29 protein-coding genes are annotated in these 26,142 nt (G+C 58.2%); 14 read left to right on the top strand and 15 right to left on the bottom strand.

Annotated features, from left to right (window positions below):
• Positions 1-40: 40 nt before the first annotated feature.
• From C4J94_RS16060 to pip, 7 genes are all read right to left on the bottom strand, one after another.
• On the bottom strand, positions 41-982 hold the full coding sequence (locus tag C4J94_RS16060) for an AraC family transcriptional regulator (protein ID WP_124387088.1): 942 nt from the start codon (positions 980-982) through the stop codon (positions 41-43).
• Positions 983-1,008: 26 nt separating this feature from the next.
• Positions 1,009-1,842 carry an oxidoreductase gene (locus C4J94_RS16055; protein ID WP_124387087.1) on the bottom strand — a complete coding sequence of 278 codons (834 nt, stop codon included), beginning with the start codon at positions 1,840-1,842 and terminating at the stop codon, positions 1,009-1,011.
• Positions 1,843-2,006: 164 nt separating this feature from the next.
• Positions 2,007-2,636 (bottom strand): YdcF family protein, encoded by a 630-nt coding sequence (locus C4J94_RS16050; RefSeq protein WP_124387086.1) that lies wholly within the window; start codon positions 2,634-2,636, stop codon positions 2,007-2,009.
• Positions 2,636-3,343 carry an HAD family phosphatase gene (locus tag C4J94_RS16045; protein ID WP_124387085.1) on the bottom strand — a complete coding sequence of 236 codons (708 nt, stop codon included), beginning with the start codon at positions 3,341-3,343 and terminating at the stop codon, positions 2,636-2,638. Before C4J94_RS16045 ends, C4J94_RS16050 begins: the two co-directional genes overlap by 1 nt.
• A complete protein-coding gene (locus C4J94_RS16040) occupies positions 3,309-4,484 on the bottom strand; it encodes an MFS transporter (RefSeq protein ID WP_124387084.1) in 1,176 nt (391 codons plus the stop codon). Before C4J94_RS16040 ends, C4J94_RS16045 begins: the two co-directional genes overlap by 35 nt.
• Positions 4,485-4,559: 75 nt before the next feature.
• Complete coding sequence (locus C4J94_RS16035) at positions 4,560-6,275, bottom strand: carbamoyltransferase C-terminal domain-containing protein (protein ID WP_124387083.1); 1,716 nt, start codon at positions 6,273-6,275, stop codon at positions 4,560-4,562.
• 427 nt (positions 6,276-6,702) lie between these two features.
• A complete protein-coding gene (gene pip, locus C4J94_RS16030) occupies positions 6,703-7,683 on the bottom strand; it encodes a prolyl aminopeptidase (RefSeq protein ID WP_124387082.1) in 981 nt (326 codons plus the stop codon).
• Between the two features lie 192 nt (positions 7,684-7,875).
• Here pip and C4J94_RS16025 point away from each other — a divergent pair, with 192 nt between their 5' ends.
• The 3 genes from C4J94_RS16025 to C4J94_RS16015 all read left to right on the top strand — a co-directional run bounded on the left by C4J94_RS16025 (position 7,876) and on the right by C4J94_RS16015 (position 9,582).
• Positions 7,876-8,880: an NAD(P)/FAD-dependent oxidoreductase gene (locus C4J94_RS16025; RefSeq protein WP_124387081.1), complete on the top strand. Its 1,005-nt coding sequence runs from the start codon at positions 7,876-7,878 to the stop codon at positions 8,878-8,880.
• A gap of 58 nt (positions 8,881-8,938) precedes the next feature.
• Positions 8,939-9,205, top strand: a complete 267-nt coding sequence (locus C4J94_RS16020; protein WP_256657538.1) for a hypothetical protein — start codon at positions 8,939-8,941, stop codon at positions 9,203-9,205.
• Between the two features lie 161 nt (positions 9,206-9,366).
• Positions 9,367-9,582, top strand: a complete 216-nt coding sequence (locus C4J94_RS16015) for a hypothetical protein (RefSeq protein ID WP_124387080.1) — start codon at positions 9,367-9,369, stop codon at positions 9,580-9,582.
• A 102-nt stretch (positions 9,583-9,684) separates the two neighbouring features.
• Here C4J94_RS16015 and C4J94_RS16010 read toward each other — a convergent pair whose 3' ends face one another.
• Positions 9,685-9,909, bottom strand: coding sequence for a hypothetical protein (locus C4J94_RS16010; protein ID WP_124387079.1), 225 nt, complete (start codon positions 9,907-9,909; stop codon positions 9,685-9,687).
• Between C4J94_RS16010 and C4J94_RS16005 the strand changes: the two genes are divergently transcribed.
• The 3 genes from C4J94_RS16005 (at position 9,908) to C4J94_RS15995 (ending at position 12,007) form a co-directional block, all read left to right on the top strand.
• Positions 9,908-10,138, top strand: a complete 231-nt coding sequence (locus C4J94_RS16005; RefSeq protein ID WP_124387078.1) for a hypothetical protein — start codon at positions 9,908-9,910, stop codon at positions 10,136-10,138. The genes C4J94_RS16010 and C4J94_RS16005 overlap by 2 nt on opposite strands.
• A 113-nt stretch (positions 10,139-10,251) precedes the next feature.
• A complete protein-coding gene (locus C4J94_RS16000; RefSeq protein WP_124387077.1) occupies positions 10,252-10,980 on the top strand; it encodes an AraC family transcriptional regulator in 729 nt (242 codons plus the stop codon).
• A 79-nt stretch (positions 10,981-11,059) separates the two neighbouring features.
• Positions 11,060-12,007: a DMT family transporter gene (locus C4J94_RS15995; RefSeq protein ID WP_124387076.1), complete on the top strand. Its 948-nt coding sequence runs from the start codon at positions 11,060-11,062 to the stop codon at positions 12,005-12,007.
• Here the strand turns inward: C4J94_RS15995 and C4J94_RS15990 are convergent.
• A complete protein-coding gene (locus C4J94_RS15990) occupies positions 12,004-12,801 on the bottom strand; it encodes an NAD(P)H-dependent oxidoreductase (RefSeq protein WP_124387075.1) in 798 nt (265 codons plus the stop codon). The genes C4J94_RS15995 and C4J94_RS15990 overlap by 4 nt on opposite strands.
• Positions 12,802-12,885: 84 nt before the next feature.
• Between C4J94_RS15990 and C4J94_RS15985 the strand changes: the two genes are divergently transcribed.
• Positions 12,886-13,815 carry a LysR family transcriptional regulator gene (locus C4J94_RS15985; RefSeq protein ID WP_124387074.1) on the top strand — a complete coding sequence of 310 codons (930 nt, stop codon included), beginning with the start codon at positions 12,886-12,888 and terminating at the stop codon, positions 13,813-13,815.
• Positions 13,816-13,846: 31 nt separating this feature from the next.
• Here C4J94_RS15985 and C4J94_RS15980 read toward each other — a convergent pair whose 3' ends face one another.
• On the bottom strand, positions 13,847-14,461 hold the full coding sequence (locus tag C4J94_RS15980; RefSeq protein WP_124387073.1) for a LysE family translocator: 615 nt from the start codon (positions 14,459-14,461) through the stop codon (positions 13,847-13,849).
• Between the two features lie 162 nt (positions 14,462-14,623).
• Entirely contained in the window at positions 14,624-14,758 is a 135-nt protein-coding gene (locus tag C4J94_RS27875) for a hypothetical protein (protein WP_256657537.1), read from the bottom strand.
• 216 nt (positions 14,759-14,974) lie between these two features.
• Between C4J94_RS27875 and C4J94_RS15975 the strand changes: the two genes are divergently transcribed.
• Positions 14,975-15,715 carry a hypothetical protein gene (locus C4J94_RS15975; RefSeq protein ID WP_124387072.1) on the top strand — a complete coding sequence of 247 codons (741 nt, stop codon included), beginning with the start codon at positions 14,975-14,977 and terminating at the stop codon, positions 15,713-15,715.
• Between the two features lie 140 nt (positions 15,716-15,855).
• Positions 15,856-16,137, top strand: coding sequence for a hypothetical protein (locus tag C4J94_RS15970; protein ID WP_124387071.1), 282 nt, complete (start codon positions 15,856-15,858; stop codon positions 16,135-16,137).
• 258 nt (positions 16,138-16,395) lie between these two features.
• Here C4J94_RS15970 and C4J94_RS28015 read toward each other — a convergent pair whose 3' ends face one another.
• The 3 genes from C4J94_RS28015 to C4J94_RS27645 are packed head-to-tail and all read right to left on the bottom strand — an operon-like array spanning position 16,396 to position 17,736.
• Positions 16,396-16,890, bottom strand: coding sequence for a hypothetical protein (locus C4J94_RS28015; protein WP_305955301.1), 495 nt, complete (start codon positions 16,888-16,890; stop codon positions 16,396-16,398).
• Positions 16,891-16,945: 55 nt separating this feature from the next.
• The gene (locus C4J94_RS15960; RefSeq protein ID WP_124387070.1) at positions 16,946-17,572 is read right to left on the bottom strand and encodes a helix-turn-helix domain-containing protein; all 627 of its coding nucleotides are present in this window, start codon (positions 17,570-17,572) and stop codon (positions 16,946-16,948) included.
• A gap of 5 nt (positions 17,573-17,577) precedes the next feature.
• Complete coding sequence (locus C4J94_RS27645; RefSeq protein ID WP_164485588.1) at positions 17,578-17,736, bottom strand: hypothetical protein; 159 nt, start codon at positions 17,734-17,736, stop codon at positions 17,578-17,580.
• Between the two features lie 208 nt (positions 17,737-17,944).
• Here C4J94_RS27645 and C4J94_RS15955 point away from each other — a divergent pair, with 208 nt between their 5' ends.
• On the top strand, positions 17,945-20,062 hold the full coding sequence (locus C4J94_RS15955) for a TonB-dependent receptor domain-containing protein (protein WP_124387069.1): 2,118 nt from the start codon (positions 17,945-17,947) through the stop codon (positions 20,060-20,062).
• A gap of 34 nt (positions 20,063-20,096) precedes the next feature.
• Here the strand turns inward: C4J94_RS15955 and C4J94_RS15950 are convergent, their stop codons facing one another.
• Positions 20,097-21,920, bottom strand: coding sequence for a sigma-54-dependent Fis family transcriptional regulator (locus C4J94_RS15950; RefSeq protein WP_124387068.1), 1,824 nt, complete (start codon positions 21,918-21,920; stop codon positions 20,097-20,099).
• 354 nt (positions 21,921-22,274) lie between these two features.
• Between C4J94_RS15950 and C4J94_RS15945 the strand changes: the two genes are divergently transcribed.
• The 4 genes from C4J94_RS15945 to C4J94_RS15930 are packed head-to-tail and all read left to right on the top strand — an operon-like array spanning position 22,275 to position 26,140.
• Complete coding sequence (locus C4J94_RS15945) at positions 22,275-23,369, top strand: ABC transporter ATP-binding protein (RefSeq protein WP_124387067.1); 1,095 nt, start codon at positions 22,275-22,277, stop codon at positions 23,367-23,369.
• A complete protein-coding gene (locus C4J94_RS15940) occupies positions 23,369-24,466 on the top strand; it encodes an ABC transporter ATP-binding protein (protein ID WP_124387066.1) in 1,098 nt (365 codons plus the stop codon). Before C4J94_RS15945 ends, C4J94_RS15940 begins: the two co-directional genes overlap by 1 nt.
• Entirely contained in the window at positions 24,463-25,329 is an 867-nt protein-coding gene (locus tag C4J94_RS15935) for a carbohydrate ABC transporter permease (protein WP_124363238.1), read from the top strand. The genes C4J94_RS15940 and C4J94_RS15935 overlap by 4 nt, the downstream gene beginning before the upstream one ends.
• Before the next feature lie 10 nt (positions 25,330-25,339).
• Entirely contained in the window at positions 25,340-26,140 is an 801-nt protein-coding gene (locus C4J94_RS15930) for a carbohydrate ABC transporter permease (protein WP_124387065.1), read from the top strand.
• Positions 26,141-26,142 lie beyond the last annotated feature (2 nt).

Raw genomic sequence — 26,142 nt, 5'->3', positions numbered from 1 at the left:
CTCGATTGCGGGCTAGGTATAAGACAGGACTGATTAAAGGTCAGTGTGATGACACGAAGGGCGACGGGGTTGTCGGTGCCGGCAACGCATAGGTCCGTTTCATCCACGCCACCTCCGCTATTGGTGTGCGGCCGAAGAGGCGCTTGAAGTCGCGGCTAAATTGCGAAGCACTTTCATACCCCACCAGAAATGCCGACTTGGACGCTGTCAGGTCGTTACGCAGCATCAGTAATCGCGCTTGATGCAAGCGTGTCGACTTGAGGTACTGCATCGGCGATGAATCGGTCACCTTGCGAAAATGCAGATGAAAGTTGGGCACGCTCATCTGCGCTTCCTGCGCCAGTGCTTCTACATCCAGATGCTCGTGGTAACAGCTGTGGATTTTGTGAATGGCGCGCGTCACCTTGCCGAATTGGCCCTGCTGGGCAATCGCGGCGCGTAGCGTGCCGCCTTGTTCGCCGGTGAGGATGCGGTAGTAGAGTTCGCGCAGCATCGCCGGGCCTAGGATTTGCGCGTCGGTTCGGTCGGCCATGACCTCCAGAAAACGCAGAGTCGACCGCCGCAGCGGTTCGTCCATGGGCGAGGCGTACATGCCCATGGGCTGAGCCGAGCGGAAGTTCCATATCTCGTCCACCTGCTGAATCAGCTCGCCGGCCAGGGGGAAATCCAGACGCAGGTACACCGCCAGCATTGGCTGTGCCTCGCTGGCGTCGGTCTCCATCGTGAAGGGTACCGGCACCGACACCACCAGATAATGCTGGGCGTCATAGACGTAAACGTCATCACCCAGATAGCCGCGTTTGCGCCCCTGACAGAGGATAACGATGCCCGGTTCATACAAAACCGGCGTGCGTGTCAGCGGCCGGTTGGAACGCAGAAAACGCACATCATCCAGCGGGCTCAGGTTGTAACCCTCCAGTGGCGCAAGCTGGCCCATCAACTGCACCATACGCAATGTGCTCGGGTCCTTGGGTCTCGACATCGACTGCACGCTCTCCACATTCATGCTCAGCCATCCGTAGAACAGCTAAGCGCCTCCCATTGCTTAATACTCTCCGCGGTCCGGCGCAGCTTGTCACGCACCAGGGCCAGGGCGTCGCTGCCCAGCAGCAGGTGAGCCGGCGGGCTGGAACTGGCGATAACCGTCAGCATGGCGCGTGCGGCTTTCTGCGGGTCGCCCGGTTGATGGCCGTTTTTTTTCTCACGGGCTTTGCGCACCGGGTCGAAACTCGCATCGTAGTCACGGATACTGCGCGGCGTACGCTGCATCGAACGGCCTGCCCAATCCGTGCGAAACGACCCTGGTGCCACGGCCGTGACAAAAATATCGAAGGGTGCAAGCTCCTTGCTCAACGTGTCAGAGATGCCCTCCAGCGCGAATTTGCTAGCGCAGTAATAGGCAATGCCCGGCATGGTGATGTAGCCGCCCATGGACGTGATATTGAGGATATGCCCCGCCCGCCGCTGGCGAAAATACGGCACAAACGCCTTGCTCACCGCCACTGCGCCAAATACATTGACGTCGAATTGGCGGCGCATCTCTGCCAGCGACGACTCCTCGAAAATCCCCTCGTGGCCATAACCGGCGTTGTTCACCAGCACGTCTACCGGGCCGTGCCGTTCCTCAACAGCCGCGACCACCGCGTCGATGGCATCGAAGTCGGTAACGTCCAGAAGCACCCCATGGACCCGCTCAGGCGAGAGCGCCTCAAAGGCTGCCAGAGAGGATTCGCTGCGTACAGTGCCGATCACTCGATGGCCCTGAGCGAGAGCTTCCTTAGCCAGGGCCTGGCCAAAGCCGCTACTGACGCCGGTGATAAAAATGGTTTTTTCTGCACTCAAGGGGCGCACTCCTGAAGATATAAGGCGAGGCCATGCTAGGTGGGAGAGTGCTGGGGGGCTATGCCGGATTGAATTTGAGTATTGCCTGATCCTATCGGTGTTCTGCATTGCGCGATGAGGGGCACGACGACGCTGGAGCGGTGCCATTGTCCAAGCGCGGTACACTAACTGGTAAGGTGGTTTTTAAAGCCCAGCTCAATCAAGTGCCTCCACGCCGCCTCGACTTTTTTCGGTAACTCTTCTCCGATCTGAAAGCCCTTTTCTGGATACAGCATAATGCGCTGTACATCACCCACCATTTCGTCGATTAATCCCAGCACCCCCACCTGATTGGAAGTTTGTTCAGGGAAACAATAGCTCGGAGCATCAACCCATGCATCAAGGCCGGGCCATTGGATAGGTAAAGTCAGTTTTACCCGGCGAATTGAGTTTGGCTTGGTAAGAAAAGTAGCACTTTTTATTTGTGGAAACATTTCTTTAGTGAAGGCAATGTTTTCAGCAAAGTTGGTTGCTCGCTTTTCCAAGCTGAATTGCTCATGCAGAATCCCAAGGTCGAGCGCGCGTCGAGCAAAAACTTCGGCTTCGGTTTTATCCCATAAGTGTCTCGTCCAATTCCCCGTATTGCCTGTGAATAATAGGTGGCCAGCTACTCCCTTGCGAAGCAGTTCACAAGCGTAGTCGCAGACACGAAGATCGTATGACCCACAGACTACGAGCAAATCACAGGTCTCATGCTGACGCCCTTCGGACAAGTACTCCCAAAGAATAGCGGCATATTTCAGTGTGGATGTCATTAAGAAGGTAATCTCCTGGAACTATGGCTACCGACAACCAAGCCCTTTTCAGTAAACAGAGAGGTCGGCGTCGAGCTTTCTATGCTTGGCAGAGCGTCAAAGTCGATGTACACCGCCTTAGCGCCGTAGTTGATTAGCGAAACGTCATTGCCGATACCGAGACATTTCGCACCGCTGCTTACCGCCGACTGGACTCCGCTTACGGAGTCTTCGAAGACAAGGCATTCATTGATGGGGGTGTTTAATTTTCGAGCCGCTAGCTGATAGCAATCGGGAGCTGGCTTTCCACGGCTGACATCTTCGCGTGAAACGATACATTCAAAGGCAGTTTCCAGACCGTGATGACTGAGTACATAGGCGATACGAGCGGGCCAACTACTGGTTACCAGTGCCAACGGAACTGATCGTTCCCGCAGTTGAGCAATCAGCTTTGCCACCCCAGGTACTAACGAACAGACTGCCACCTCTTCTGCAGCATCTACTTGTTCTTTGATAGTGCGCCGGGTTGGTTGATTGAAGTTGGGAAAGAGAGCCTGCAGCGTATACTCCCCAGGTCGACCATGGATATGCTCATGTATGAAGTCTTGACTAATTTCAATGCCATATTCCCGCGCCACACTAGACCAGGCATGTTCAATAACTTCGCGTGACTGAATAAGGACGCCGTCCATATCAAAACAGACCGCTGTAAACGTGTGTGTCGTCATGCTTGAAGTTCCGCGTTTTTTGATAAGCAATCAAGGCTAGTAGCGCGCCGAGTAAGGCTATGGTGGCCATTACATAAAAAGACCCATTGGGCATTTTCTCATAAAGATAACCGGAAAACGGCGTGGCTATCCCCATGGGTATTGCTACCGCGAAAGAATAATAGAACCCCTGGGTTAAAGTCTGTATGTCGTGCGGAGCGTGATCGCGGATAAAGCGCATAATCGCCGTGTGATAAGCAGCAAAACTCAGAGCGTGCATGCATTGCCCTACGATGATGAGTGATAGGGCGTCGCTGTTAGAGAAGAGTGCCCAGCGAAGCGACGCACATAAACTGGACAAAATCACGATAGATAAGGGAGAGAAGGATTTGAGGATTTTATTCGAGAACGCAAAATAGGTAATCTCAGCAATCACAGCAACTGACCAAAATAATCCAACGGTAGTCGATGAATAACCTTTAAGTCCCCAGTTTATTGAGGCTGTGGCAAAGTACAATGTATGGCTTAACTGAATGATGCTTGCCGAAGCAATTGCCAATAGCAGCGTTTTGTTTTCGAATAGCCGCCGCCAGTCTGGTTTTTTAGCGCGCTGAGAATTGTTAGAGACGTTTTTATTTGGGACTCGATGTCTTAACCATAAACAACTCAATGCTGTAAAAAACATGCTTGCTGCAACGCTGATAGGCACCCATGAAAGCCCATAAAAAGTAAAAAAAACACCACCCAGTGTCGATGTTAAAATGAATGCTGAAGAGCCAACTGCTCTTACCCAACCGTAATTTTGAATGGATTGTTTATCTCGTTTAAGCAGATACGACTCGCACAGGGGCAGCACGACCATCCACAGGCCGCCGAACGAAATGCTCAACGCGATGAAAGTGAATAGAGAGGTGGGTAGGAAATAAAACAGCAGCGTACTGATGGCTGCTGAAAAACTTAGGAATGCGGCCAGGTAAATTTGATCGATGCGCCAGTCCGCGGCATAGGTAATCAACACCCCGGTCACAATTTGAGGCCAATAAGCTGCCGCGATTAGCAAACCTATCTGACTGGCGCTGAACCCCAGCGTGTCTAGCCAGGTCGGCCAGAACGGATAGATAATGCCCTCGGCTGCAAAGAAACCAAAAAATATCAAGTACATCGGCCACCACATAAAAACAGTTGATTACCCATTTGAAAAAAAAAGGGGCTTGGAAAGCCCCTAGGCGCGTCGGTTTTACTCAAAACGCTGCAAGGCGAAACTGTTCTTGTTTTTACGCCAGATGATTAACGACTCGCTCATGACTACCAAGTCGACCATGCCTTCTTTAAGCGCAGCCAGGGCATCTTGTGAAGTGCATACAATCGGCTCTTCATGACGATTGAAGGAGGTGTTTATTAACGCTGACTGCCCTGTTCGAGCGTGCCAGGCAGTTAGAAGCTTGTGCATAAACCCGTCTGCCTCAGGACGAATTACCTGTGGTCTGGCAGTACCGTCAACATGCACAACGGCGGGGCTGGCCTCGATAAACTGTGGATGGCAATCATAGGTCATCGTCATGGTGTCTGCGGCAATATGCTCTTCGGTCCAGTCAATGTAGCATTCGGCGGCCTGTTCGATAGCGGTCACCGGGCCAAATGGCATGAACTCGGTTCGGTGCATACGTTTGTTGAGCCAGTCGTTCACATCAGCATCTTTGGCATGGTAAACGATGCTCCTGTTGCATAGCGACCTCGGGCCAAACTCCATTTTTCCTTTGAACATTCCCAGCACTTGGTTTTGCATCAAAGCGTCTACGAGCGTCTCAATGATGTTAGTGGGGTTGTGATAGCCCAGCTCAGGGTAGTCGCGATTTATGAGGTTTATGTTTTGCGAAACACTACGTGCGGCCGGGCCCAGCGTCATCGCCGGGTTCTTGAATCGAGTGCCGTTTTCCAGGTAAGCCGCGCCCACTGCAGCGGCCAGTGCCAGACCGCCGTCTCCCATGCATGGAAGCACATAGACGTTATTCACATTAGGGATTTCTCGTAAACGCTGGTTAAGCTTTACGTTGCCAAACACACCACCCGCTAAGCAAAGATTACGACTCCCTAGCCTTCCTAAATGGTAAGTGACGATTGTAACAAGCATGTCTTCAACATGGCGTTGAACGGCGGCTGCAATATCTTCCGGCTTTTCATTTGCCAGTAACGTTTTTAGCGTGTCGCTGTAACCATTATACGAAGGCAGGAAGAGATCCCCGCATTTGGCCCTGATGCGCCCACCCTCGACATTAATCATTTGTTGCATGACGGGCAGCAGTTTTTCGGGATCGCCAAATGCAGCCAAGCCTGTGATCTTGCCTTCATGGCGGTTAGGTTTGTAACCCATCAGATGGGTGATACGTCCGTAGAAGTACCCCAGACTGTCGATGCTTGTTTCACGCTGTAATATCGTGGTTTCGTTGGGTGTGTAATGTGTCAGCGTCAGCGATTGGAAGTCACCTCGCCCATCACATGTCAAGGTTAAAGCTTCATCGAATGGGGAGCATACATAAGCACCCAATGCGTGACATTCATGGTGATCTATATAATAGGCGGACAGCGCATTGTCTGAGATAAACTTATCGAACTCAGCTCTTTTTTCTTTATCATTGGATATTTCGTCAACAATGCGTTGTCGGAAAAGTGGTAGCCCATCAGGGTTGTTATTAACTTCATCTACAATACGATCGAAATATAAGGGTAAATGCTTTTCAGCAGTGAATCCTGCGTTCCAACCATAGGCTACATAGTCTACGTCCTCTAAACTCATACCCGCCTCAGCCAGTACAAACGAAATAGATTGCGCAGGCCAGACTTTGTCATCCTTGATACGGGTGAAACGTTCTTCACTTACCGCTGAGAGAATTCGGTCGTCGCGGACCAGGCAGGCACCTGATAAATCATTGTTAGTAATTCCTAAAACGATCATAACAACTCCATGTTTTTGCAATTCAGTGATTTATCAGAGATCACTGCATCAGCACCGCCCATCATTCTGTCCTCAGAATGTTCCCTGGCGTCCAGTGAGCCGTTTAATAGCGCCCAAGTGGGCGATCCTGCCCTCTGACACAGGCAGCGTAGCAGTGGGTTGTGACACCTATATGAAAAACCTTCATGAAAAAACGGGACAATTGGTACGTCAAACTATGCCATCCACCATGTGTTTACGCATTGTGAGACCGATAGGCTGAAGTCCGATAAGCAAAGGCTTGTCCCCCAATTCCACCGCAAACCCATAAGTATTAGCGGCATGTTAATTAATCTAATGCCCGCTCCCGGTGGCGTTGTTCAGTTAGCCTAGCGTCAAGTGATGTAAGGGCCCTAAAAAATACGGCCCCTACGCGCCTTGTTCAGTGTCAGTCAAAACGCCCTGCAACCTTGAATTTTTCGGTAGCTTCGATCAGCGTGCTCAAGATGCCCGGCTCCGAAGGTGAATGGCCCGCATCCGGCACCAGTTTCAGCACCGAGCCCGGCCATGCTTTATGTAAGCGATAAGCGGAGTTGGGCGTTGCAATCATATCGTGGCCACCCTGAACGAGCGTGCAGGGTAGATGGCGGATCGCCGCGATGTCGCGAATTAGCTGATCTTCTTCAAGGAACAGATGGTTGAGAAAATACCACGCATCCAGTGTCGCCATGCCGATGCTGGTCTCGTCGTCCGCCGCCTGCTCCTCAACGCCTTTCGGGTCATGGCGCAGCAACGAGCAACTCGCCGAATAGCGGATCCAGCCGCGAATGGCCTCCATGCGGATCGACTCGTCTTCCCCGGTCATGCGGTTCAGGTAGGCCTGCAGCAGGTCGGCGCGTTCGGCTTCGGGAATGAGGTTGACGAAGTCCTCATGTGCCCTGGGAAAGAAGCGCCGCATGCCGTGGATGAACCAGTCGATCTCGTCACGTGTGCCGAGGAACACGCCACGCAGGATGAAACCCAGGCAGCGCTGCGGGTTCGCTTCGCCATAGGCCAGCGCGAGGGTCGTTCCCCATGACCCGCCTGTGACCAGCCAACGCTCGATGCCCAAGTGTTCACGCAGCGTCTCGATGTCGCCGACCAGCGCTTGGGTCGTGTTGTTGTGCAGCGCCGCGAGCGGCGTCGAGCGCAGGGCGCCGCGCTGGTCAAAGAGCACGATTCGGTAATGATCGGGGTCCCAGAACTGCCGCACGCTCGGTGGTGCGCCCTCACCGGGGCCGCCATGCAGGTAGATAACCGGCACGCCGTCGGGGTTGCCGCTTTCTTCCCAGTACAAGGTATGCAGTTCATCCACGGGCAGCATGCCGCTGCGCCTCGGGTCCTCGATGGGAGGGAACTGGCTGTAGGTGATCCGGCGGGATGCGTCCATGGCGCTGCTCCTGAGCGGGTTCTCAAAATGGGTTGTCCAGTTTCGAAAGGTGCCCCCAGCCCTTGGTTCACAGGCCCGACGAGCAGGGCAGACGAACGGAACATAAGCCGTGAACCGCCGTTTATCGCGCCAAAAAACCTTTGCTGATCCACACCAGTCATTACTAGCAAGGCTTATGGGGAGGAAAGAGTGATGGCTGGCGCGCAGGGTGAATACGAGGAGCTTTTTGATCAACCGGAATCGGCCTCGACCGATGCGGGACAGGTGGACTTCGATTGTCTGGTGATCGGAGCAGGCCCGGCAGGGCTGACCACTGCGGTTTACCTGAGCCGCTTCCACCGGCGTGTACTGGTGGCCAACGGTGGGCCCAGCCGCGCGAGCCTGATCCCGCTTTCCCATAACTACCCAGGCTTCCCGCCCGGCATCGCCGGCAAGGACCTGCTCGAGCGTCTATGCGAGCAGGCGCTGCGTTACGGGGCGATCATCGAGGCCGGGCGGGTGGAAAACCTGTCCTGCAATCGTATGGGGTTTGAGGCGCGACTCAACGGTCGAACGCTGAGCGCGCGTCGGGTGGTGCTGGCGACCGGTATCGTGGATACGCTGCCGCAGATGGCGCGCCCCTATGATGCGGTCGCGCAATCGGTCATTCGGCTGTGCGCGATCTGTGACGGTTATGAGGTTAACGGTGACAACGTTGCGGTGTACGGCGAAGCGCATTGCGCGATCAACCACGGGCTGTTCCTTCGCAATTTCACTGACCGTGTGACGGTGCTGGTGCATGGTGATACCCAGGCCTGCGAAGAAGCGGTGGAGCTGGCGCGGCACGCGGGCATACGTCTGATCGGCGACCGCGTCGAGCGCATCGAGGTCATCGATCAAAAAGTCCGGGTGCGCACCTGCAAAGGTGAGGCGCTTTGCTTTGACATTGTCTATCCGTCACTCGGGTCACGGTTCTGTTCCGAGCTGGCGACGCAGTTGGGTGCGCGGGTTAACAAGCAGGGGGCCTTGTGCGTTGATGCCCACCAACGCACCTCCATCAATGGGCTCTACGCGGTCGGTGATGTGGTGGATTCGCTCAAGCAGATCAGCGTCGCCACAGGCCAGGCGGCCATCTGCGCGACCGCCGTGCACAACAGTCTGCAAGTGCGCTTGTGGGATCGTGCACGGGATAGCAGCACCGCTTCGGATAGGGCTTGAGCCTGCTCCAGCCCTGCCGGGAATAATCTGGCGCCGCCGATTAGCGGATGCTTCAAACATGGAGCAGGTCGCGGGTCTCAATCGAGAAACTGCAGGGGGCTTTTCAATGGATGTTTTCCGTGTCGAATCCGAGGACGGCGGCTGGGTGCTGTATAAGGCTCACGGCTATAAACCGGTGATGCGCGCCGACTGCCAGGCTGACTTGATCCAGCATGTCCAGGTGATTACGGGCGGGAAGGGCGCGGTTATTCGGTTCTGGGCGCAAGCGGGCGTGCGAGAACTTCGAGTGGGCGGGGTCGGTGTAGACGATGCATGGGGACTTTAGGTCGCCGGCCCGGGCCCTGACCAGGCGTGGGGCAGCATGAATATGCAACGCTTTGCCATCGTGCGCATTCTTTCGCCCGCTCGTCGATGCGCCTGCACGTTCTCTCTACACCGCACCTCTCATACCTATGCGCAACCCTGCGCTACAGAGAGGAGGTAGTTATGGTCGATGATAATAATGGTCCGGCAGCGCCATACCCAGGACCCAAAAAAGAAGTGCCTGATGCCGGTGAAGGTCATGACTCAGGTCTTGACCAAACCAAATCCGAGCCCAAGCAGGCAATGGGCGAGCGCCCGGTGGACTGGAACCCGCCGCCGGGCAACCCTGGGTCTGATCAGGATGCTCAAACTGAACGCGAGAACAGTGGTTCGAAGTAAATGACAAGCGGGTGCACAGTCCGTCAACAACCCGGCCACAGGGCCGGGTTTTTTATTGACTGAGGTTCGCCTGTGGCTAGGGGCGGCTCTTGGCAAGCCTGGTTATTTCCCCAGGTTTTGATTCATCAAGTTATCCAGTACCGGAAACTTAGCTATCCCAAGTCCAAGCGCCACTCTGTTTGACGCCTCGGCAGCGCGCCAAGAAGGCCTTGCCTTTGCCGCTGAGGGTGCCAGGAAGTTTTTCCAGGCGATGGCGCTGCCAGGAAATTGAAACTTCTGCGGCCACGGGGCGATCTCCTGTGCATCAACCAACAGGAGGTCAGACATGAATTGCTATCTGTGCGGGCTTGAAGCGAAGCAGTCCGATGAGGGGCAGAGTACTAAGCTCGTTGACTGCTCCGACTGCGGTACTTACACAATATCGAGTCTGGTTCTGAAGGAACTGGAGACCAAGCGCTTCGAGTTCTCGAAGATGCGGGATGACCTGCACCGCCAGCGGCAGTTCAATGCCACTTCCGTAGCTGAGATCAATACAGAAACGGCGATCTGGTCTTGAATGTCACAGTCAAGTGAGCCGATGCTAGAATCCGCGCGCCAATCCTGAGCGAGTACAGGTGCGCGCAGGCGCTGTAGGGCGTCAATCTCACCGGATCGGGCCAATGGTGCATCATGTTTCTGAGTCTTGAAGTGCGCAGCTACGAGCGCGAAAACCACAACCATCACCATGACCACACTCAGTTGGTATTGCCGATCCATGGCCGCATGGAAATCGACGTAGGCGGCCGCGGAGGGTGCATCGATCCGTCAGTGGCAGCCCTGGTGACGCCTGGCGCGGTACATTCGCAGCACACCAGTGCCGATAGCCGCTTTCTGGTTCTGGACTGCGCGCCAACGGCGTGGGAGACGCTTCAGATCGAGCGCCTTGCTCGGCAGATATATGTTCCCATTCCCCCGGCGACACGCCGGCTGATCGAGTTCGCCGAGTTGGTAGGCAATGCACAACTGTCCATCACGGCTTCACAGCTGGGCCCATTGATGTTGTCATCCCTTAGCCCGGATGCCCCGCGTTCTTGCGACCCGTTCGAGCAGTTGATTGCCCGTCTTCGGGCAAATCCGGGGGCGAACTGGAGCAACGACGTCATGGCTCAAGTCGCAAGCATCAGCATGAGCCAACTGCACCAGCGCTTCCGCCAGGCGTTCGACATGAGCCCGCAAGCCTGGTTGACCGATGTGCGCATCCAGGAAGCTCAGCGATGGCTGCGCGCAACCTCATTGCCGATCTGCGAAATCGCCTTGCGCGCCGGTTTTTCCGACCAGGCCTCGCTGACCCGAGCCATGCAACGGGTCAGCGCCACAAGCCCGGCGGCTTATCGCAAAACGCAAAAACAGTCTGGGTAAAAAATCCCGCGTTTACCGACAATATTCCCCGAATCCGCTGCTGCAGACTCCCTCCATTACGCTTTGGGAGTGCGGATGAATGTTTGCTGATCGATCATTGCTCAAGGGCATCGTCTACGGCGTTTGCGCGGGTCTGTGCTGGGGGGTGATCTTTCTCGGCCCCCAGTTGACTCCGGGGTTGAGCGGGCTGCAGTTCGCCGTCCTCAGGTTTCTGTGTTATGGCGCGATTTCGTTGGTCTTGTTGATGCCGCGTTGGCGGCGGGTTTGCGCGAACTTGACGATTGCCGACTGGAAGTCACTGTTCTGGCTCAGCCTGGTCGGCAACCTTATTTACTATGCGCTGGTGGGCACCGGTGTGCAGCTGGTGGGCATTGCCACAACATCGCTTATCGTCGGGCTCATCCCGGTGTTCGTCACGTTGGCGGGGCGTCACGATGCCAACGCCGTTTCCCTGAGCAAGCTCGTCCCCTCGCTGTGCTGTGCCGTGGCAGGCGTGGTGCTGATCAGCTGGCATGCGCTGATCAATGGCGACAGGCCCGACACACTGACTAACATTGCAGGGATTTTATGCGCGACCGGCGCACTGGCGACCTGGAGTTGGTTCGCGGTGAGCAACGCTCGTCGGCTGGTTCAGGTAGTCAGCGTTTCCTCCCATGACTGGGCACTGCTGATGGGGGTGATGACCGGCGCGCAGTCGCTGCTGTTGGCGGCGCCGGTTTTGGGCTTGCACGCCGCCAGCCATGGCAGCGCCCAATGGCTGCACTTTTTCCTGGTGGCTGGCGGCGTGGCGCTTTTATCCTCGGTTATCGGTGGCGCGTGCTGGAATCAAGCCAGCAGGCTCCTGCCATTGGCGCTCAGCGGGCAAGTGCTGGTGATCGAGACGCTGGCGGCGCTGGTTTTTGGTTTTCTATGGGAGCATCGATTCCCCGATTCGTACGAACTCGCCGCGATCCTGCTGCTGGTCACCGGTGTCGTCTGGTGCCTGAACAGTCATCGTGTTCCCCAGCATATGCCGGCGAACGCTTAGCCCTCAGACTGTATGCCATCGCCCATGTGGATGCCCAGATCCTGACGGCCGGGCGCGATATGCGGCTTGAGCGTCAATGCCGGAATTTCATAGTCCCCGGCATTCTGACGACGAAACGGCAAAGGCTCATCATCGAACAAGCTATCCAGCCGCGCAGCATAGGCCGCGGACAGCTGTTCGAAACGAGCCGCGTCCATCTTGCTGGTTTTATAGACGGGGAAGGGCGGCATCACAGTGAACCCAGGATAGAACAGCACCCCATGCTGGATAGGAAACAGCAGGTCATCCAGCGCACCGTTCACCCCTCGGCCACTGTAGTGCGACGCCCAGCCGCCCATGGTGACCACCAGCATCGCCCGCTTTCCTTCCATGCGGCCTTCGCCGTAGCGATCGCCCCAGTGGCGTTCGCTGTGTTCGCCGACACCGTAGGCAAATCCGTAGGCGTAGACGCGTTCGACCCACCCCTTGAGGATCGCAGGCATCGAAAACCACCACAGTGGGAATTGAAAGATCACGGCATCGGCCCACAGCAGTTTGGCCTGCTCCGCCTCGATGTCTGCCGGTTGGGTGCCGGCGGCGAATACTCGCTGGGATTCTATCGCCGGGTTGAACGGTTTGCTGTCGTCATAGCCTGGGGCGTCGTTCACATCGATGGGTGCTTTCCACTGCATAGCGTACAAATCTGAAACCTCGACCTGGTGGCCTGCGGTTTCCAGGTGAGCAATCGCGAAATCCCTCAGCGAGCCGTTGAGCGAACGAGGTTCAGGGTGGGCGTAAATCAGCAGTAGCTTCATGAGGGGCTCCGAGTGGTTATGCCCCTCACCGTAACGACGAACCCGGTATGATAGAAATGAATTTCCGAAACATAGGGTATTTACATGCACAATACCTTGCGGCGTCTGGACCTCAATTTGCTGGTCACCCTGGATGCGCTGTTGTCCGAGCAGAACGTTACGCGGGCCGCTCGATTGCTCAACCTCGCCCAACCTACCGTCAGCCTGCAACTGGGCCGACTGCGAGAATTGCTCGACGATCCCCTGTTGCTGCCCGGCCCGCGAGGCATGTCGCCTACCGAGCGGGCCCGTGAACTGCGCGGGCCGCTGCGTGAAGCGCTGGTAGCGCTGGAAGGCGCACTCAGCCCTGGCGGCGCTTTTGAGCCCGCGCTGTCCAATCAGACGTGGAAGGTGGCGGCTAGTGATTATGCCGCGACCGCTTTGGTCTGGCCGTCGCTGGCGCTGCTCCGGCGCCTGGCCCCGAATACCCGCCTGGCACTGTTGAACAAACATCCCGTCAGCCTTGCCAATGAGCTGGAGAACGGCCAGCTCGACCTGGCGCTGCACACCCGCGATGACGCGCCGCCCAAACTGCGCCAGCGGTCTTTGGTTCATGAACGCTACGTGCTGGCAGGGCGGCGCGGCCATCCGGCGTTGGCAGACAAGCTAACGCTCAAAGCGTTCTGCGCCCTTGAGCATGCTGTCATGTCACCTGATGGCGCTGGGTTCGTGGGCAGTACTGACCAGGCACTGGCAGCAAAAGGGCTTGAACGACGCGTCGTATTGTCAGTGTCCAATTTCAACTCGCTCGTCTCGGCATTGGCGCACAGCGACCTGGTGGCGGTGGTGCCCGAAAGGTTGGTGCGAGATGAGCCGGCACTTCACGTCCAAGCGCCTCCACTGGCCATTCCCGGATTTGAAATGCTGATGTTATGGCCCGAACGACTGCACCGAGACCCCGCCCATATTTGGCTGCGCGACCTTATCGCCTCGACGTTGCAGGCAGCCTCCAACCCAAAGGCTCCCTTGAAGTGACTAGCCAGCCCGGTTCTCGATGACAGGACTGCTAAATCAACTGACGGATGCCCAACGACAAAATCAACCCGCCACACAGTCGGTCAATCGCTTTTTTCCGTCCTTGATATGCGCTGGCGATCCTGGGCTGGGAGAGGGCGATTGCTACCATTGCATACCAGGCCAGCGAAACTACCACTACGACTGCCAGCATCGACAAGAACGTGCCCGGCGAAACGTGGGCGGGGGCTGCGGCTGAGAATACAGCGGCATAGAAGGCCATGGACTTCGGGTTACCCAGGTTGGTAATCACACCTTGGGTGAAGGACTGTCGGCAACTGCCGGCGACGGCATCATTTGAGGGACCGATGGCATTCCTCCCGGCATTGAGTAGCAATCGGAACCCGAACCAGATCAGATAGGCTGCCCCGAGCACCTTCACAACCAGGGCGGCCCAGGGCAGAGCAGCGAATACGATCCCCAGCCCACCAATCGCACAGGTTGACCAGAACAGATTGACCACCACGATTCCCGCTACCAAAGCCAGGGCTTCAGCGCGTGTAGCGGCCACCGCCTTATGGACGACGGCAACGAAATTCGGGCCAGGGATGACGACACCCGCCAAGTAGACCAAGAACACTGTTAACACAGCGGAACCGTCGATCATGTGATTACTCGCAAGGTCTGCAGGGAGGCGGTGACTGTCACCAAAGCATGAGTTTTACACAGTCGCAGCAGATCGGGGCCTGTTTTATGTAGGCGTCCCTTGCGCAGTGCCGGAAGGTGCCAACGGCCGGCTACGCCGCCAAGCCGTCAGCAGTATGGACCGTTACTCGACCGTGCAGATCCAGCGGTGATTGTGCCGGTAGGGCGCGCGCGTGAAGTGGACATCGGAAACCAGATTCAAGCCGCGCTCTTTCAAGGCTTCGGTCAGTTGTACGAGTGTCTCTGCCTGGATAGTCATCACTGTTACCTCGTCAAATTTACCGCATTCATAATTCTTGACTGAGCGGGCAACTCGCTAATTCAAATTTTCTACAGGTTTAATAGTGGACGGCCGCGCCTGTAGTCCGATGCTTATCTAAACCCGTGGTGCTGCACTTTTTTTGATTTTCCTGATCTACCTCTGTCACTGCCATCCGCCTCCTGCGATTGGCCAACAGACACAGACCCGGTACCGATGGCTCGAACGTTCACTGTTTTTATCACCCGATGGCCGCGGTTGCTGGCTGCGCTGTTGGCGTTGTGTGTTGTCGGTTGCAGCCAGCAACAGGGGCGCGACATCGCCAGGCAGTTCAGCGATGGCAAGCCGGATGAGTTTTTTCAAACCAGCGTCGACCGCATGGCCACCCTGGGCATGCGCGACAACCTGCAAAGCCTGTATCTGCTGATGAGCAAGCTTTACCTGCGCAATCCCAACCAGTGGCGTCAGTCCGGGTATCCGGATGCGGTGAGCGCTGCGCGGGCTATTCGCCAGGCTATCGAAAACCGTCAGCCATTGCCTGCCCTGGGCGAACGGCGTGATCTGGCGGCCTTGAGCTACTCCTTGAGCCCGGAGTTTCGCGGTGACCGGGTAGGGGCGTTCATCTACGCCATCGGCAGTATGCTGGTGACCGCGCACGGTGGGCGTACGCAGTTCTACGTGACCGACTCGATCAACCCACAGTTTGTCAGCAACGCCGCACGCAATATCGAGAAAGCCACCTGGCTGCTCGGCCAGCGCCAGGACGCAAACGGTGTGTTGCTGCTGTTTTCCAATGAAATATCGGAGGAGGGCAGCAACCTCAGTTTCGCCGTCGAGTTCGGCAAGATCGTCGCGCGCCTGGACCTGCTCACCCAGATACTCGATGAGCGCTACCGACGTATCGGCCTCAACTATGCGCAAAGTCTGCTGCTGATGAATTTCCTGCCTGTGCAGTGACACGCGGGCGGCACGAACAGGCCTGTGGGTGGGGTGTTTCTCTTTCCTCTGTAGGAAGATGCCTATGATGCCCTGGACAGCTTGAAACACGCCCCCGGTCGGCCCTAGCCTCGGACTTTTCTTAAACACGAGTGCCTACCTTGGGTAAGCGAAAAACGGTTTGGCCTACTGATCGCGAAATCCGCCTGCGATTTATCCTTTTTGCTGTCATCGACGCCGCGAGTGCCCAGGGGGTGGCTGCGGACGTAGTACTTGCCGCGCACAAACTGCTGCGCGAATCACCTACCGAGGCGCAGCTATGCGATGCGCTTGCCAGCATTCTGGCCACCGATGAGATGTATGGGTTCAGATTTCCCGTCGGTTCGGACGCTGACGATCTGATGCAAACGCTTGCATTGCCGGGCAATGGGGGGCGCGGGTGATCTATTTGCCGTGGGTTAGATTGTTTATTTCCATCTGGACTATTTAAGTTCCTGGTTCGAATATCCATTGCGTCTATCTCGAAACTTACACGTCGTGTTTTGCCGTTGCAGCGTCGGTATCGCTGTCATGCCGGTTTTTCTGCTTGTTCAAACCGACCAAGTCGCCCTTGGAACATCCAATCCTGCTGCTCTGCCAGCGTCTTGCGCCGTTGCCTGGCGGCTCTAGAATCGGCGCCAGAACCTGGCCTTTCCTGTCGATTACGGAGTTTCGAACATGATGAACGCAATGCAGATGCCGATGAACACCTCCATGCCAATGATGCCGATGATGGGCATGCCCATGATGATGGCGACCATGCAGTGCGAAATGGCCGGTGACGCCATGATGTGCACCATGAAACCTGCCGCAGGCATGGACATGACCCAGTTCAAGACCAGCGCCGAGATGATGGCGATGATGATAAACTGCGGCATGCCGATGATGATGCAGTGCGCCAATATGAACATGATGTGCATGTCGGCGGACGCGATGAACATGCTGTCGAGCATGAACATGCCGATGGCCATGGGCATGATGAAATGCGTGATGGAGTGCACCCTGCAGGGTGACAGCATGCTGTGCAAAATGATGCCGATGTCGGGCATGAGCATGGGCATGATGGAAAACTGCTGCATGCTGATGAACAAGATGATGAACGACTGCGCCATGCCGATGATGATGAGCTGCAACGGCATGCCGATGATGTGCTGCACCTGCTGACAGCTCGCCTGTCAGAAAAAAGCCCCGAATCGTCGGGGCTTTTTGCATTCAGTCCAGACGTTCCGGGTAGATGATCACCAGGAACGCCACCGCCTCGCTGTCAGCCGGGTTGCGATAGCGGTGCGGCTGGTCGGCGAAAAACAGAATGGAATCGCCGGTGGAGAGCAGGTAGCGCTCATCGTTGACGCTGACCTCCAGCACCCCTTGGGCGACCACCAGATTTTCCTGGATGCCAGGTCCGTGGCCCTCGGAGACTTCTTCACCCAGGCCTCGCAGACGGATTTCATAAAATTCGGACTGACGCGCCCTGTCGAAAGGGAACAACGCGCGGCTGACGAACGCTCCGTCAGCGCTCACCAGGCGTTTGCTCTGTCGCGCCGGCAGCACTTCGACGCCCTCGAACGCGCGGTCTTCCAGAAAGGCCGCCACCGACACCTTCAAACCCTTGGCTATCTTGCACAGCACCTTGATCGACGGCACGCTGCGCCCGGACTCGATTTGCGCCAGCATTGCACGGCTCACGCCGCAGGCCCGCGCCAGCCCGTCCAATGACAGGTGGCGCTTGCCGCGCAGGCGTTGCAGGTTGTGCGCTACGCACAGGCTGATCACATCATCGTCGGTGCTGGGGGTGGGCAGCGGCTCAGGTGGTTCGGGAATGGCGTGAAGGAAGTTCATCGGCCTTACGCCTGGCGGGTATCGCTGTTTGTCGTGGCGTGCGCAGTAAACACGGCCAGCCCTGCACGCGCTGCGTACATCGCCCACATCAACTCGGCCGCCGCACGTGCCTGGCGGCGTTTACGGTGAAGGGTGAAGTCAATGAGGGTGGCGGATGTTTGCATGGGTAGGCTCTCGCGATGGAGGGGTTCGATGACCCACAGTAAGGCGTAGCGGTTATTTCCTTAAATACTGAATTTTTATTTGTTAATTCGATTTTGGACTTAACAGCGAATCCCGGTGCCCGCGTGACCTGGCGGGTGTGGGCGCCTTCCCATGACTGTTCGCGTGCCGGCGCTGCCGTCCACGCCCTGTCTATCAAGGACCCGCCCCATGCTGTTGCGACAACCTCCGCTGCTATTCGCCACCCTGGCCCTCAGTTCGCTGGTACAGGCCGACAGCCTGCAACTGGCGCCGGTCGAAGTCACCACGGCCCAGGCCAGTGCCGGCGACATTGCCCAGGCGCAGCTCAAAAGCGTGCCCGGCGGCACTAATTTCATCGACATGAACAGCGTGCAGCAGGGGCGGGTGAGCACCAATGAGGACGTGTTCAAATACCAGGCCGGGGTCTACGCCAAGGCGGCGAACAACGAAGGGGTCAAATTGTCCATTCGCGGTTCGGGCCTGAACCGCAGCCCCGGTGCCCATGGCTCGGGGCTGTACGAAATGTTCGACGGCCTGCCGCTCACCGGCCCTGGCGGTACGCCTTACGAACTGAAGGACCCGCTCTGGCAGAGCCGGGTGGAAGTACTGCGCGGCGCCAACGGTTTCGATCAGGGCGCGTTGGCCCTGGGGGGCGCCGTCAATTACGTCACCCGCACCGGTCTGGACGCGCCCAAACTGCAAGTGCGCTATGAGACGGGTAGCCGTGGCTACGCCCAGCGCGAGATCAGTTCCGGGCAGGTGCTCGGGGATGCCGATTACTACATCAGCCTCACCGATTCGCAGTCCGACGGTTTCCAGCACCAGAGCGCTGGCACCGGCAAGGGCGTCGCGGCCAACTTCGGCTACCGCTTCAACCCGGACCTGGAAACGCGTTTCTATTTCCGTTACCGCGAAACCACCAACGACACCCCAGGCAAGCTCACGCGCTACCAGATCAGCCATGACCCGCGTGCCGCCAACAGCCTCAACGCCGCCCGCGATTCCAAGCGCTTGCAACCGGGCTCCACCTGGATGGCCAACAAGACCACCTTGCAGTTGGATGACGCTTCGCGGGTCGAAGTCGGGCTGGCCTATCACGACTACCCGATGGACCTGCGCGAAGGCACCAACCGCCTGAAAGTCGCCTACACCGACATCAGCGGCACCCTCAATTACATCCGCCAGGACAGCCTGTTCGGCCACGCCAGCAACACCACGCTCGGCCTGCGCACCACCCAGGCGATGCCCAACAATGGCGCCTCGGAGTTCGTCCGCACCCCGACCGGGAACACAGCGGGCTTCGTGCCCGGCACCAAGACCCGTGATTACACCTACCTGGGTTCGGACACCGTGCTGCACGTCGGCAACGAACTGGAGCTGGTGCCTGACCTGTGGCTGACCACTGGCCTGGCCGCGATCTACACCCGCCGCGAAACCCAGGTCACCTATCCGGACGGCCAGGCGCCGACTCGCCAGCACGACTGGGACTATGCGCCACGCATTGGCCTGCGCTATGACTTCACCCCGCAATTGCAGGTGTACGGCAACCTGAGCCGTTCGGTCGAGCCGCCGCATGCCTGGTCGATGATCTGGGGTTCCAACAAATATTTCGGCCCCGGCAGTGGCGCGGCCACTGGCTTGCAGCGCGAAGGCGTGAAGCTGCGCAATCAGAGCGCTACGACGCTGGAAGTCGGTGGGCGCGGTGAGGCCTGGCTTGGCCAATGGGACCTGGCGCTGTACCGCTCCGAGGTGCGCCATGAACTGCTGACCGTGGAAGCCCAGGCCCAGACAGCCACCAGCAATGCCATCGTCGCCGAAGCCAATGCCAGCCCCACCGTGCACCAGGGCGTGGAGCTGAGCCTGCTCAGCCCGCTGTGGGACGGCGGACGCAACGGCCAGCTTGCGCTGCGCCAAGCCTATACCTTCAGCGACTTCCACTACCGCGACGATGAGCGTTTTGGTGGCAACACCTTGCCCGGCATGCCCAAGCACTATTACCAGGCGCAGCTGCGCTACAGCCACCCGACCGGTTTCTACACCAGCCTCAACAGCGAGCACGCCTCGCGGGTGGCGGTGGACTACGCCAACTCTTACTACGCGGCGGCCTACACCACCCTGGGCGCCACCTTTGGTTACGATGCGCCCAGGCAGGACTGGCAGGCCTGGGTCGACCTGCGCAACCTGACGAACCGGCGCTATGCCAATACCGTTACGCCGGGCTATGACGACAAAGGCGTGGATGTGGCGCGCTCCACCCCGGCCGACGGCCGCGGTATCTACACCGGCGTGTCATGGAGTTGGCGCTGAGGCGGTATCGGTAGGCGCGCGCAAGCTTGCTGCTTCAGGCTTCGTTCTGGCGCAGGCGCTTGTACAGGGTATTGCGGCTCACCCCCAGTTCGCGGGCGAGGTGGGATATGTTGCCGCCCGCTGCTTTCAGGCGCTGCGTCAGGTCGATGCTGTCATCCAGGCGCTCATTGGCGGGCTCCGGTGTCGGCCCCGGCCCCTGCAAATCCACAAAAAAGTCATCGGGCAGATGTTCCGGGCGGATGGGCTGTTCTTCGGCCATCGCCAGCGCCACCTGCAACACACTGCTCACCTGACGCAAATTGCCCGGCCACGGATGTTGTTCGAACAGCTTGAGCACCTCGGCGCTCAGCCCGGCCCACTGCGTGGGGTCGCGGTGCTGCTGCCACAGTTGCTGAAACAGCGCCTGCTTGTCGCTGCGCTCGCGCAATGGCGGCAGTTCCAGGGTCAGGCCGCCAATGCGGTAGTACAAATCCTCACGAAAACGCCCGGCTTGCACCAGTTCCCGTAATGCTCGGTTGGTCGCCGAGATGATGCGCAAGTCCACCGGGAACACTTCACTGCTGCCCACCGGCTGAACGCAACGCTCCTGCAGCACCCGCAGCAGACGGGCCTGGGTGGGAAGAGGCATGTCGCCGATTTCATCGAGAAACAGCGTGCCCTTGTCGGCCTTGCGGATCAGGCCGATGCTGCCTTTCTGGTTGGCGCCGGTGAACGCACCTTTTTCGTAGCCAAACAGTTCCGATTCCACCAGCTCAGCCGGAATCGCCGCACAGTTCACCGCGATCAATGCCTGCTGGCTGCGGGAACTGGCCTGGTGCAGGGCTTTGACGAACACCTCCTTGCCCACGCCGGTTTCGCCGTGGATCAACAGCGGGATGTCTTTCTCCAGCAGGCGTTCGGCCTGGCGCACGGCTTTCTCCACCCGTGCATCGCCAAAGTGCAGGGTCGTGAGGCTGACGGCGGTGGGCCTGGACGGCGCAGGTGGGTTGAACATCCGAGCCTGCACCGGCGTCTGCCGGGGCCGCTTGAGCAGGCATTGGAAGCGATTGCGTCCCGCCGCTTGCAGGGAGAACGGCAGGCCCTCCGGCTGATTGAGCAACTCCAGCAGCGAGACCTTGAACAAGCTGTCGATCATTACCCGCGACAAGCTGATGCCCAGCAGGTTGTCCGCGCGCCGGTTGGCCGACAGCACCTGGCCGCTTTCATCGAAGATCAGCAGGCCTGCCCACTGGCTGTCGAGGTTGCTCAGGCCGGTGTTGAACGTCAGCTGGAAGTGCTCGCCGCGAAACAGGTTGAGGATCAGCCGGTTTTCCACGGTCTGGCTCATCATCTTGACCATGCCCAGGGTGTGGGAGGGCGGCAGGTAGCTGTCGCTGGAGACGTCCAGCACCGCAATGATCTCGCGTTGAGCGTCGAAAATCGGCGCCGCCGAACCGGTCATGAAGCGGTTGGCCTTGAGGAAGTGTTCGTCGTGCTCGATATGCACGGCCTGGGCGCAGGCCAACGCGGTGCCGATGGCGTTGGTGCCGCTGGCGTGTTCCATCCAGCTGGCGCCTGCGCTGAAACCACGGGCCAGCCGCGGCTCGATAAACCGCTGAGTGCCCCACGAGGTCAGCACCTGGCCCTGGTTGTCGGCCAACATGATCAGGCAGTTGGAATTGCTCAGGATGTTTTCGTAGTAGGGCAGCACTTCCTGATGAGTGGTCTGCACCAGTGAATGCTGGCTCTCCAGCAACTGGCGAATGCCCTCGGCGGGCAACTGGTCAAAGCTGGGCGTGCTCTGGTGGTCCAGGCCGAAGGCGCGGCAACGGCGCCAGGAGTCCTGGATGATGGTGTCGTGAGTCAGTGGTTCGGCCATGTGTTGACCTTCATTTTTATTGTTTTGGGGTCTTGCACAATCCAGTGGATGTAACCAGGTCAGTGTGGGAGGGGGCTTGCCCCCGATAGCGGTGGGTCAGTCAGCACGTTTTTCACTGATGTACCGCCATCGGGGGCAAGCCCCCTCCCACATTTGACCTTTGCTGAGGTCAGAAGAGTGTTGTTCAGAACTGTTCATTGTCAACCCCCTGACTGTTCAGTTGATCAGTCAAATTGTTCACTCCCGAACAGCGCATTCATCCCATTTCCTTACGGATCAACCACCTGCCATTTCTGGCACGAAACTCGCTCTGACAACTGGCCAGATTCATTCCAATAATAAAAAGGTCGTGTCATGTCATTGACCCTGGAACATGTCTCCCGCGTTGTCGAAGGCCAAACCTGGATCGACGATGCCAACCTGCGTTTCGAAGCCGGTTCCTTCAACGTTTTGCTCGGCCGCACCCTGTCCGGCAAGACCAGCCTCATGCGCCTGATGGCCGGCCTGGACAAGCCCGACAGCGGCCGCATCCTGATGAACGGTGTGGACGTCACGCAAAAGCCGGTGCGCTTGCGCAACGTGTCCATGGTGTATCAGCAGTTCATCAACTACCCGACCATGACCGTGTTCGAAAACATTGCCTCGCCGTTGCGCCAGGCCGGTGTGGCCAACGAGCTGATCCAGAGCAAGGTGCTGGAAACGGCGCGAATGCTGCGCATCGAGAAATTCCTGCAACGCCACCCGCTGGAACTGTCCGGCGGCCAGCAACAGCGTACGGCCATGGCCCGGGCGCTGGTCAAAGACGCCGAGCTGATCCTGTTCGATGAACCGTTGGTCAACCTGGACTACAAGCTGCGCGAAGAACTGCGTCAGGAAATGCGCGAGCTGTTCAAGGCGCGCCACACCATCGCAATCTACGCCACCACCGAGCCCAACGAAGCCCTGGCGCTGGGCGGTACCACCACCATTCTTCACGAAGGCCGGGTGATTCAGAGCGGCAAGGCCGCCGAGGTCTATCACCAGCCACAAAGCGTATTGGCTGCCGAGCTGTTTTCCGAACCGCCGATCAACCTGATGCCGGGGCGCATCAGCGGCAATGAAGTGAGTTTCGCCAACTTCGTGCATTTCCCGCTCAACGTCGACCTGCGTCCCATCGGCGAAGGTGAATTCCGCTTCGGCGTGCGCCCCAGCCATATCAGCCTGGTGCCCAGCAACGACGATGACCTGGAGCTGGCGGTAACCGTGGAAGTCGCCGAGATCAGCGGTTCGGAAACCTTCCTGCACGTGCGCAGCGAACATTTCCTGCTCGTGCTGCACCTGCCGGGGGTGCATGAGTACGACGTCGACGCGCCGATCCGCGTGTATATCCCCACCCATAAACTGTTTGTGTTCGATGGCCAGGGCCGTTTGGTCCAGGCCCCCGGGCGCCGTGTCGCGAGGGTTGCCTGATGGCCGAGATCCACTTGCAGAACCTGGCGCACAGCTACAGCCCTACGCCGAGCGGCCCGGAAGACTACGCCATCCGCGCCATGAACCACGTGTGGGAGCAGGGCGGTGCCTACGCCTTGCTCGGCCCGTCGGGCTGCGGCAAGTCGACCTTGCTCAACATTATTTCCGGCCTGCTCAGCCCCTCCGAAGGCCAGGTGCTGTTCGATACCCAGGTGGTCAACGACCTCACCCCGGAAAAGCGCAACATCGCCCAGGTGTTCCAGTTCCCGGTGGTGTACGACACCATGACGGTGTTCGATAACCTGGCGTTTCCCCTGCGCAACCAGGGCATGGCCGAGGCGAAAATTCATAGCAAGGTGCAGGAAATCGCCGAGGTCCTCGACCTGCAGAACCTGTTGAGCAAAAAAGCCCGCAACCTCACCGCCGACGAAAAACAAAAAGTCTCCATGGGCCGTGGCCTGGTGCGCGACGACGTGTCGGCGATCCTGTTCGACGAGCCGCTGACGGTGATCGACCCGCACCTGAAATGGAAACTGCGGCGCAAGCTCAAGCAGATTCACGAGCAGTTCAATATCACCATGGTCTACGTCACCCACGACCAGCTTGAAGCCTCCACCTTCGCCGATAAAATCGCGGTGATGTACGGCGGGCAGATCGTGCAGTTCGGTACGCCGCGGGAATTGTTCGAGCGGCCGAGCCACACCTTCGTCGGTTATTTCATCGGCAGCCCCGGGATGAATCTGATCGAGGTGCAGGCCGAGGCGGGCGGGGTGCGGTTTGCCAACACGCTGTTGCCGCTGTCCGAGGCGTTGCAGCAACGCCTCAGCGCCACCGACTACAAGAAGCTGCAGGTGGGTATTCGCCCGGAATTCATCCATGTGTGGGACGAGCACAACCCTGACGCCTTGCAGGCCGACGTCACTCACGTTGAAGACCTCGGCACCTACAAGATCATGACCCTCGACCTCGATGGCGCCACGCTCAAAGTGCGCCTGGCCGAAGACAAACCGGTGCCCGAAGGCCGAGCCTGCATCAGCTTCCCCGCGCAATGGCTGATGCTCTACGCCGACGATTACCTGCTGGAGGTGCAGCCATGAACAAGGTGCAGAACAACAAGGCCTGGTGGCTGGTGCTGCCGGTGTTCCTGCTGGTGGCGTTCAGCGCCGTGATCCCGATGATGACGGTGGTCAACTACTCGGTGCAGGATATTTTCGACCAGTCCAGCCGCTACTTCGTCGGCGCCGACTGGTACAAGCAGGTGCTGCTCGACCCGCGCCTGCACGATTCGCTGCTGCGCCAGTTTATCTATTCGGCCTGTGTGCTGCTGATCGAAATTCCCCTGGGCATTGCCATCGCCCTGACCATGCCGACCAAGGGCCGCTGGTCGTCGCTGGTGTTGATCGTGCTGGCGATCCCCTTGCTGATTCCGTGGAACGTGGTCGGTACCATCTGGCAGATCTTCGGCCGCGCCGACATCGGCCTGCTCGGTTACAGCCTCAACGCTATGGGCATCAGCTACAACTATGCGGCCAACACCATGGACGCCTGGGTCACCGTGCTGGTGATGGACGTGTGGCACTGGACCTCTCTGGTGGCGTTGCTGTGCTATTCGGGGCTGCGGGCGATTCCGGACGTGTACTACCAGGCTGCGCGTATCGATCGCGCATCGGCCTGGGCGGTGTTCCGACATATCCAGCTGCCCAAGATGAAAAGCGTGCTGTTGATCGCGGTGATGCTGCGCTTCATGGACAGCTTCATGATCTACACCGAGCCGTTCGTACTCACCGGCGGCGGGCCGGGGAATGCAACCACCTTCCTCAGTCAGACCTTGACCCAGATGGCGGTAGGCCAATTCGACCTCGGCCCGGCGGCGGCATTTTCGCTGGTGTACTTCCTGATCATCCTGTTGGTGTCCTGGCTGTTCTACACCGCCATGACCCACTCCGACGCCAACCGCTGAGGCCGCCAACATGAGCAAGCGCAAGCTGGTTCCATTACTGATCTACATCCTGTTCCTGCTGGTGCCGATCTACTGGTTGCTGAACATGTCGTTCAAGAGCAACACCGAAATCCTCGGCGGGCTGACGCTGTTTCCGCAGGATTTCACCCTGGCCAACTACAAGGTGATCTTCACTGACCCGAGCTGGTACACCGGCTACCTCAACTCGCTGTACTACGTGAGCTTGAACACGGTGATTTCCCTGAGCGTGGCCTTGCCGGCGGCCTACGCGTTTTCGCGCTACCGTTTCCTGGGCGACAAGCACCTGTTCTTCTGGCTGCTGACCAACCGCATGGCGCCGCCCGCGGTGTTCCTGCTGCCGTTTTTCCAGCTGTATTCGTCCATCGGCCTGTTCGATACGCATATCGCGGTGGCACTCGCCCATTGTCTGTTCAACGTGCCGCTGGCAGTGTGGATCCTTGAAGGGTTCATGTCCGGCGTGCCCAAGGAAATCGACGAAACCGCCTACATTGATGGCTACTCGTTTCCCAAGTTCTTCGTGAAAATTTTCATCCCGTTGATCGGTTCCGGCATCGGCGTCACGGCGTTTTTCTGCTTCATGTTTTCCTGGGTCGAACTGTTGCTGGCGCGCACCTTGACCTCGGTCAACGCCAAGCCCATCGCGGCAGTGATGACCCGCACGGTGTCGGCCTCGGGTATCGACTGGGGCGTGCTGGCGGCGGCGGGGGTGTTGACCATCCTGCCGGGCATGCTGGTGATCTGGTTTGTTCGTAACCACGTGGCCAAGGGCTTTGCCCTGGGCCGGGTCTAGAG

Origin of the sequence: Pseudomonas sp. R5-89-07 (assembly GCF_003851685.1) — a bacterium.
In the GTDB taxonomy this organism is placed as follows: Bacteria; Pseudomonadota; Gammaproteobacteria; order Pseudomonadales; family Pseudomonadaceae; genus Aquipseudomonas.
This window is presented reverse-complemented; position numbering and strand designations above follow the sequence as displayed.

Excerpts from the sequence above, each read along its gene's own strand:
- C4J94_RS15945 (WP_124387067.1), top strand. The coding sequence starts at position 22,275 with ATGTCATTGACCCTGGAACATGTCTCCCGCGTTGTCGAAGGCCAAACC.
- C4J94_RS15985 (WP_124387074.1), top strand. The coding sequence starts at position 12,886 with ATGCACAATACCTTGCGGCGTCTGGACCTCAATTTGCTGGTCACCCTG.
- C4J94_RS16050 (WP_124387086.1), bottom strand. The coding sequence starts at position 2,636 with ATGACATCCACACTGAAATATGCCGCTATTCTTTGGGAGTACTTGTCC.
- C4J94_RS15935 (WP_124363238.1), top strand. The coding sequence starts at position 24,463 with ATGAACAAGGTGCAGAACAACAAGGCCTGGTGGCTGGTGCTGCCGGTG.
- C4J94_RS16045 (WP_124387085.1), bottom strand. The coding sequence starts at position 3,343 with ATGACGACACACACGTTTACAGCGGTCTGTTTTGATATGGACGGCGTC.
- C4J94_RS15990 (WP_124387075.1), bottom strand. The coding sequence starts at position 12,801 with ATGAAGCTACTGCTGATTTACGCCCACCCTGAACCTCGTTCGCTCAAC.
- C4J94_RS16040 (WP_124387084.1), bottom strand. The coding sequence starts at position 4,484 with ATGTACTTGATATTTTTTGGTTTCTTTGCAGCCGAGGGCATTATCTAT.
- C4J94_RS27645 (WP_164485588.1), bottom strand. The coding sequence starts at position 17,736 with ATGCAAACATCCGCCACCCTCATTGACTTCACCCTTCACCGTAAACGC.
- C4J94_RS15955 (WP_124387069.1), top strand. The coding sequence starts at position 17,945 with ATGCTGTTGCGACAACCTCCGCTGCTATTCGCCACCCTGGCCCTCAGT.
- C4J94_RS15975 (WP_124387072.1), top strand. The coding sequence starts at position 14,975 with ATGGCTCGAACGTTCACTGTTTTTATCACCCGATGGCCGCGGTTGCTG.
- C4J94_RS16035 (WP_124387083.1), bottom strand. The coding sequence starts at position 6,275 with ATGATCGTTTTAGGAATTACTAACAATGATTTATCAGGTGCCTGCCTG.
- C4J94_RS16015 (WP_124387080.1), top strand. The coding sequence starts at position 9,367 with ATGGTCGATGATAATAATGGTCCGGCAGCGCCATACCCAGGACCCAAA.
- C4J94_RS16005 (WP_124387078.1), top strand. The coding sequence starts at position 9,908 with ATGAATTGCTATCTGTGCGGGCTTGAAGCGAAGCAGTCCGATGAGGGG.
- C4J94_RS16010 (WP_124387079.1), bottom strand. The coding sequence starts at position 9,909 with ATGTCTGACCTCCTGTTGGTTGATGCACAGGAGATCGCCCCGTGGCCG.
- C4J94_RS15930 (WP_124387065.1), top strand. The coding sequence starts at position 25,340 with ATGAGCAAGCGCAAGCTGGTTCCATTACTGATCTACATCCTGTTCCTG.
- C4J94_RS15960 (WP_124387070.1), bottom strand. The coding sequence starts at position 17,572 with ATGAACTTCCTTCACGCCATTCCCGAACCACCTGAGCCGCTGCCCACC.
- C4J94_RS16060 (WP_124387088.1), bottom strand. The coding sequence starts at position 982 with ATGTCGAGACCCAAGGACCCGAGCACATTGCGTATGGTGCAGTTGATG.
- C4J94_RS15995 (WP_124387076.1), top strand. The coding sequence starts at position 11,060 with ATGTTTGCTGATCGATCATTGCTCAAGGGCATCGTCTACGGCGTTTGC.
- C4J94_RS16025 (WP_124387081.1), top strand. The coding sequence starts at position 7,876 with ATGGCTGGCGCGCAGGGTGAATACGAGGAGCTTTTTGATCAACCGGAA.
- C4J94_RS27875 (WP_256657537.1), bottom strand. The coding sequence starts at position 14,758 with ATGACTATCCAGGCAGAGACACTCGTACAACTGACCGAAGCCTTGAAA.
- C4J94_RS16020 (WP_256657538.1), top strand. The coding sequence starts at position 8,939 with ATGGAGCAGGTCGCGGGTCTCAATCGAGAAACTGCAGGGGGCTTTTCA.
- pip (WP_124387082.1), bottom strand. The coding sequence starts at position 7,683 with ATGGACGCATCCCGCCGGATCACCTACAGCCAGTTCCCTCCCATCGAG.
- C4J94_RS15980 (WP_124387073.1), bottom strand. The coding sequence starts at position 14,461 with ATGATCGACGGTTCCGCTGTGTTAACAGTGTTCTTGGTCTACTTGGCG.
- C4J94_RS15940 (WP_124387066.1), top strand. The coding sequence starts at position 23,369 with ATGGCCGAGATCCACTTGCAGAACCTGGCGCACAGCTACAGCCCTACG.
- C4J94_RS15950 (WP_124387068.1), bottom strand. The coding sequence starts at position 21,920 with ATGGCCGAACCACTGACTCACGACACCATCATCCAGGACTCCTGGCGC.
- C4J94_RS16000 (WP_124387077.1), top strand. The coding sequence starts at position 10,252 with ATGTTTCTGAGTCTTGAAGTGCGCAGCTACGAGCGCGAAAACCACAAC.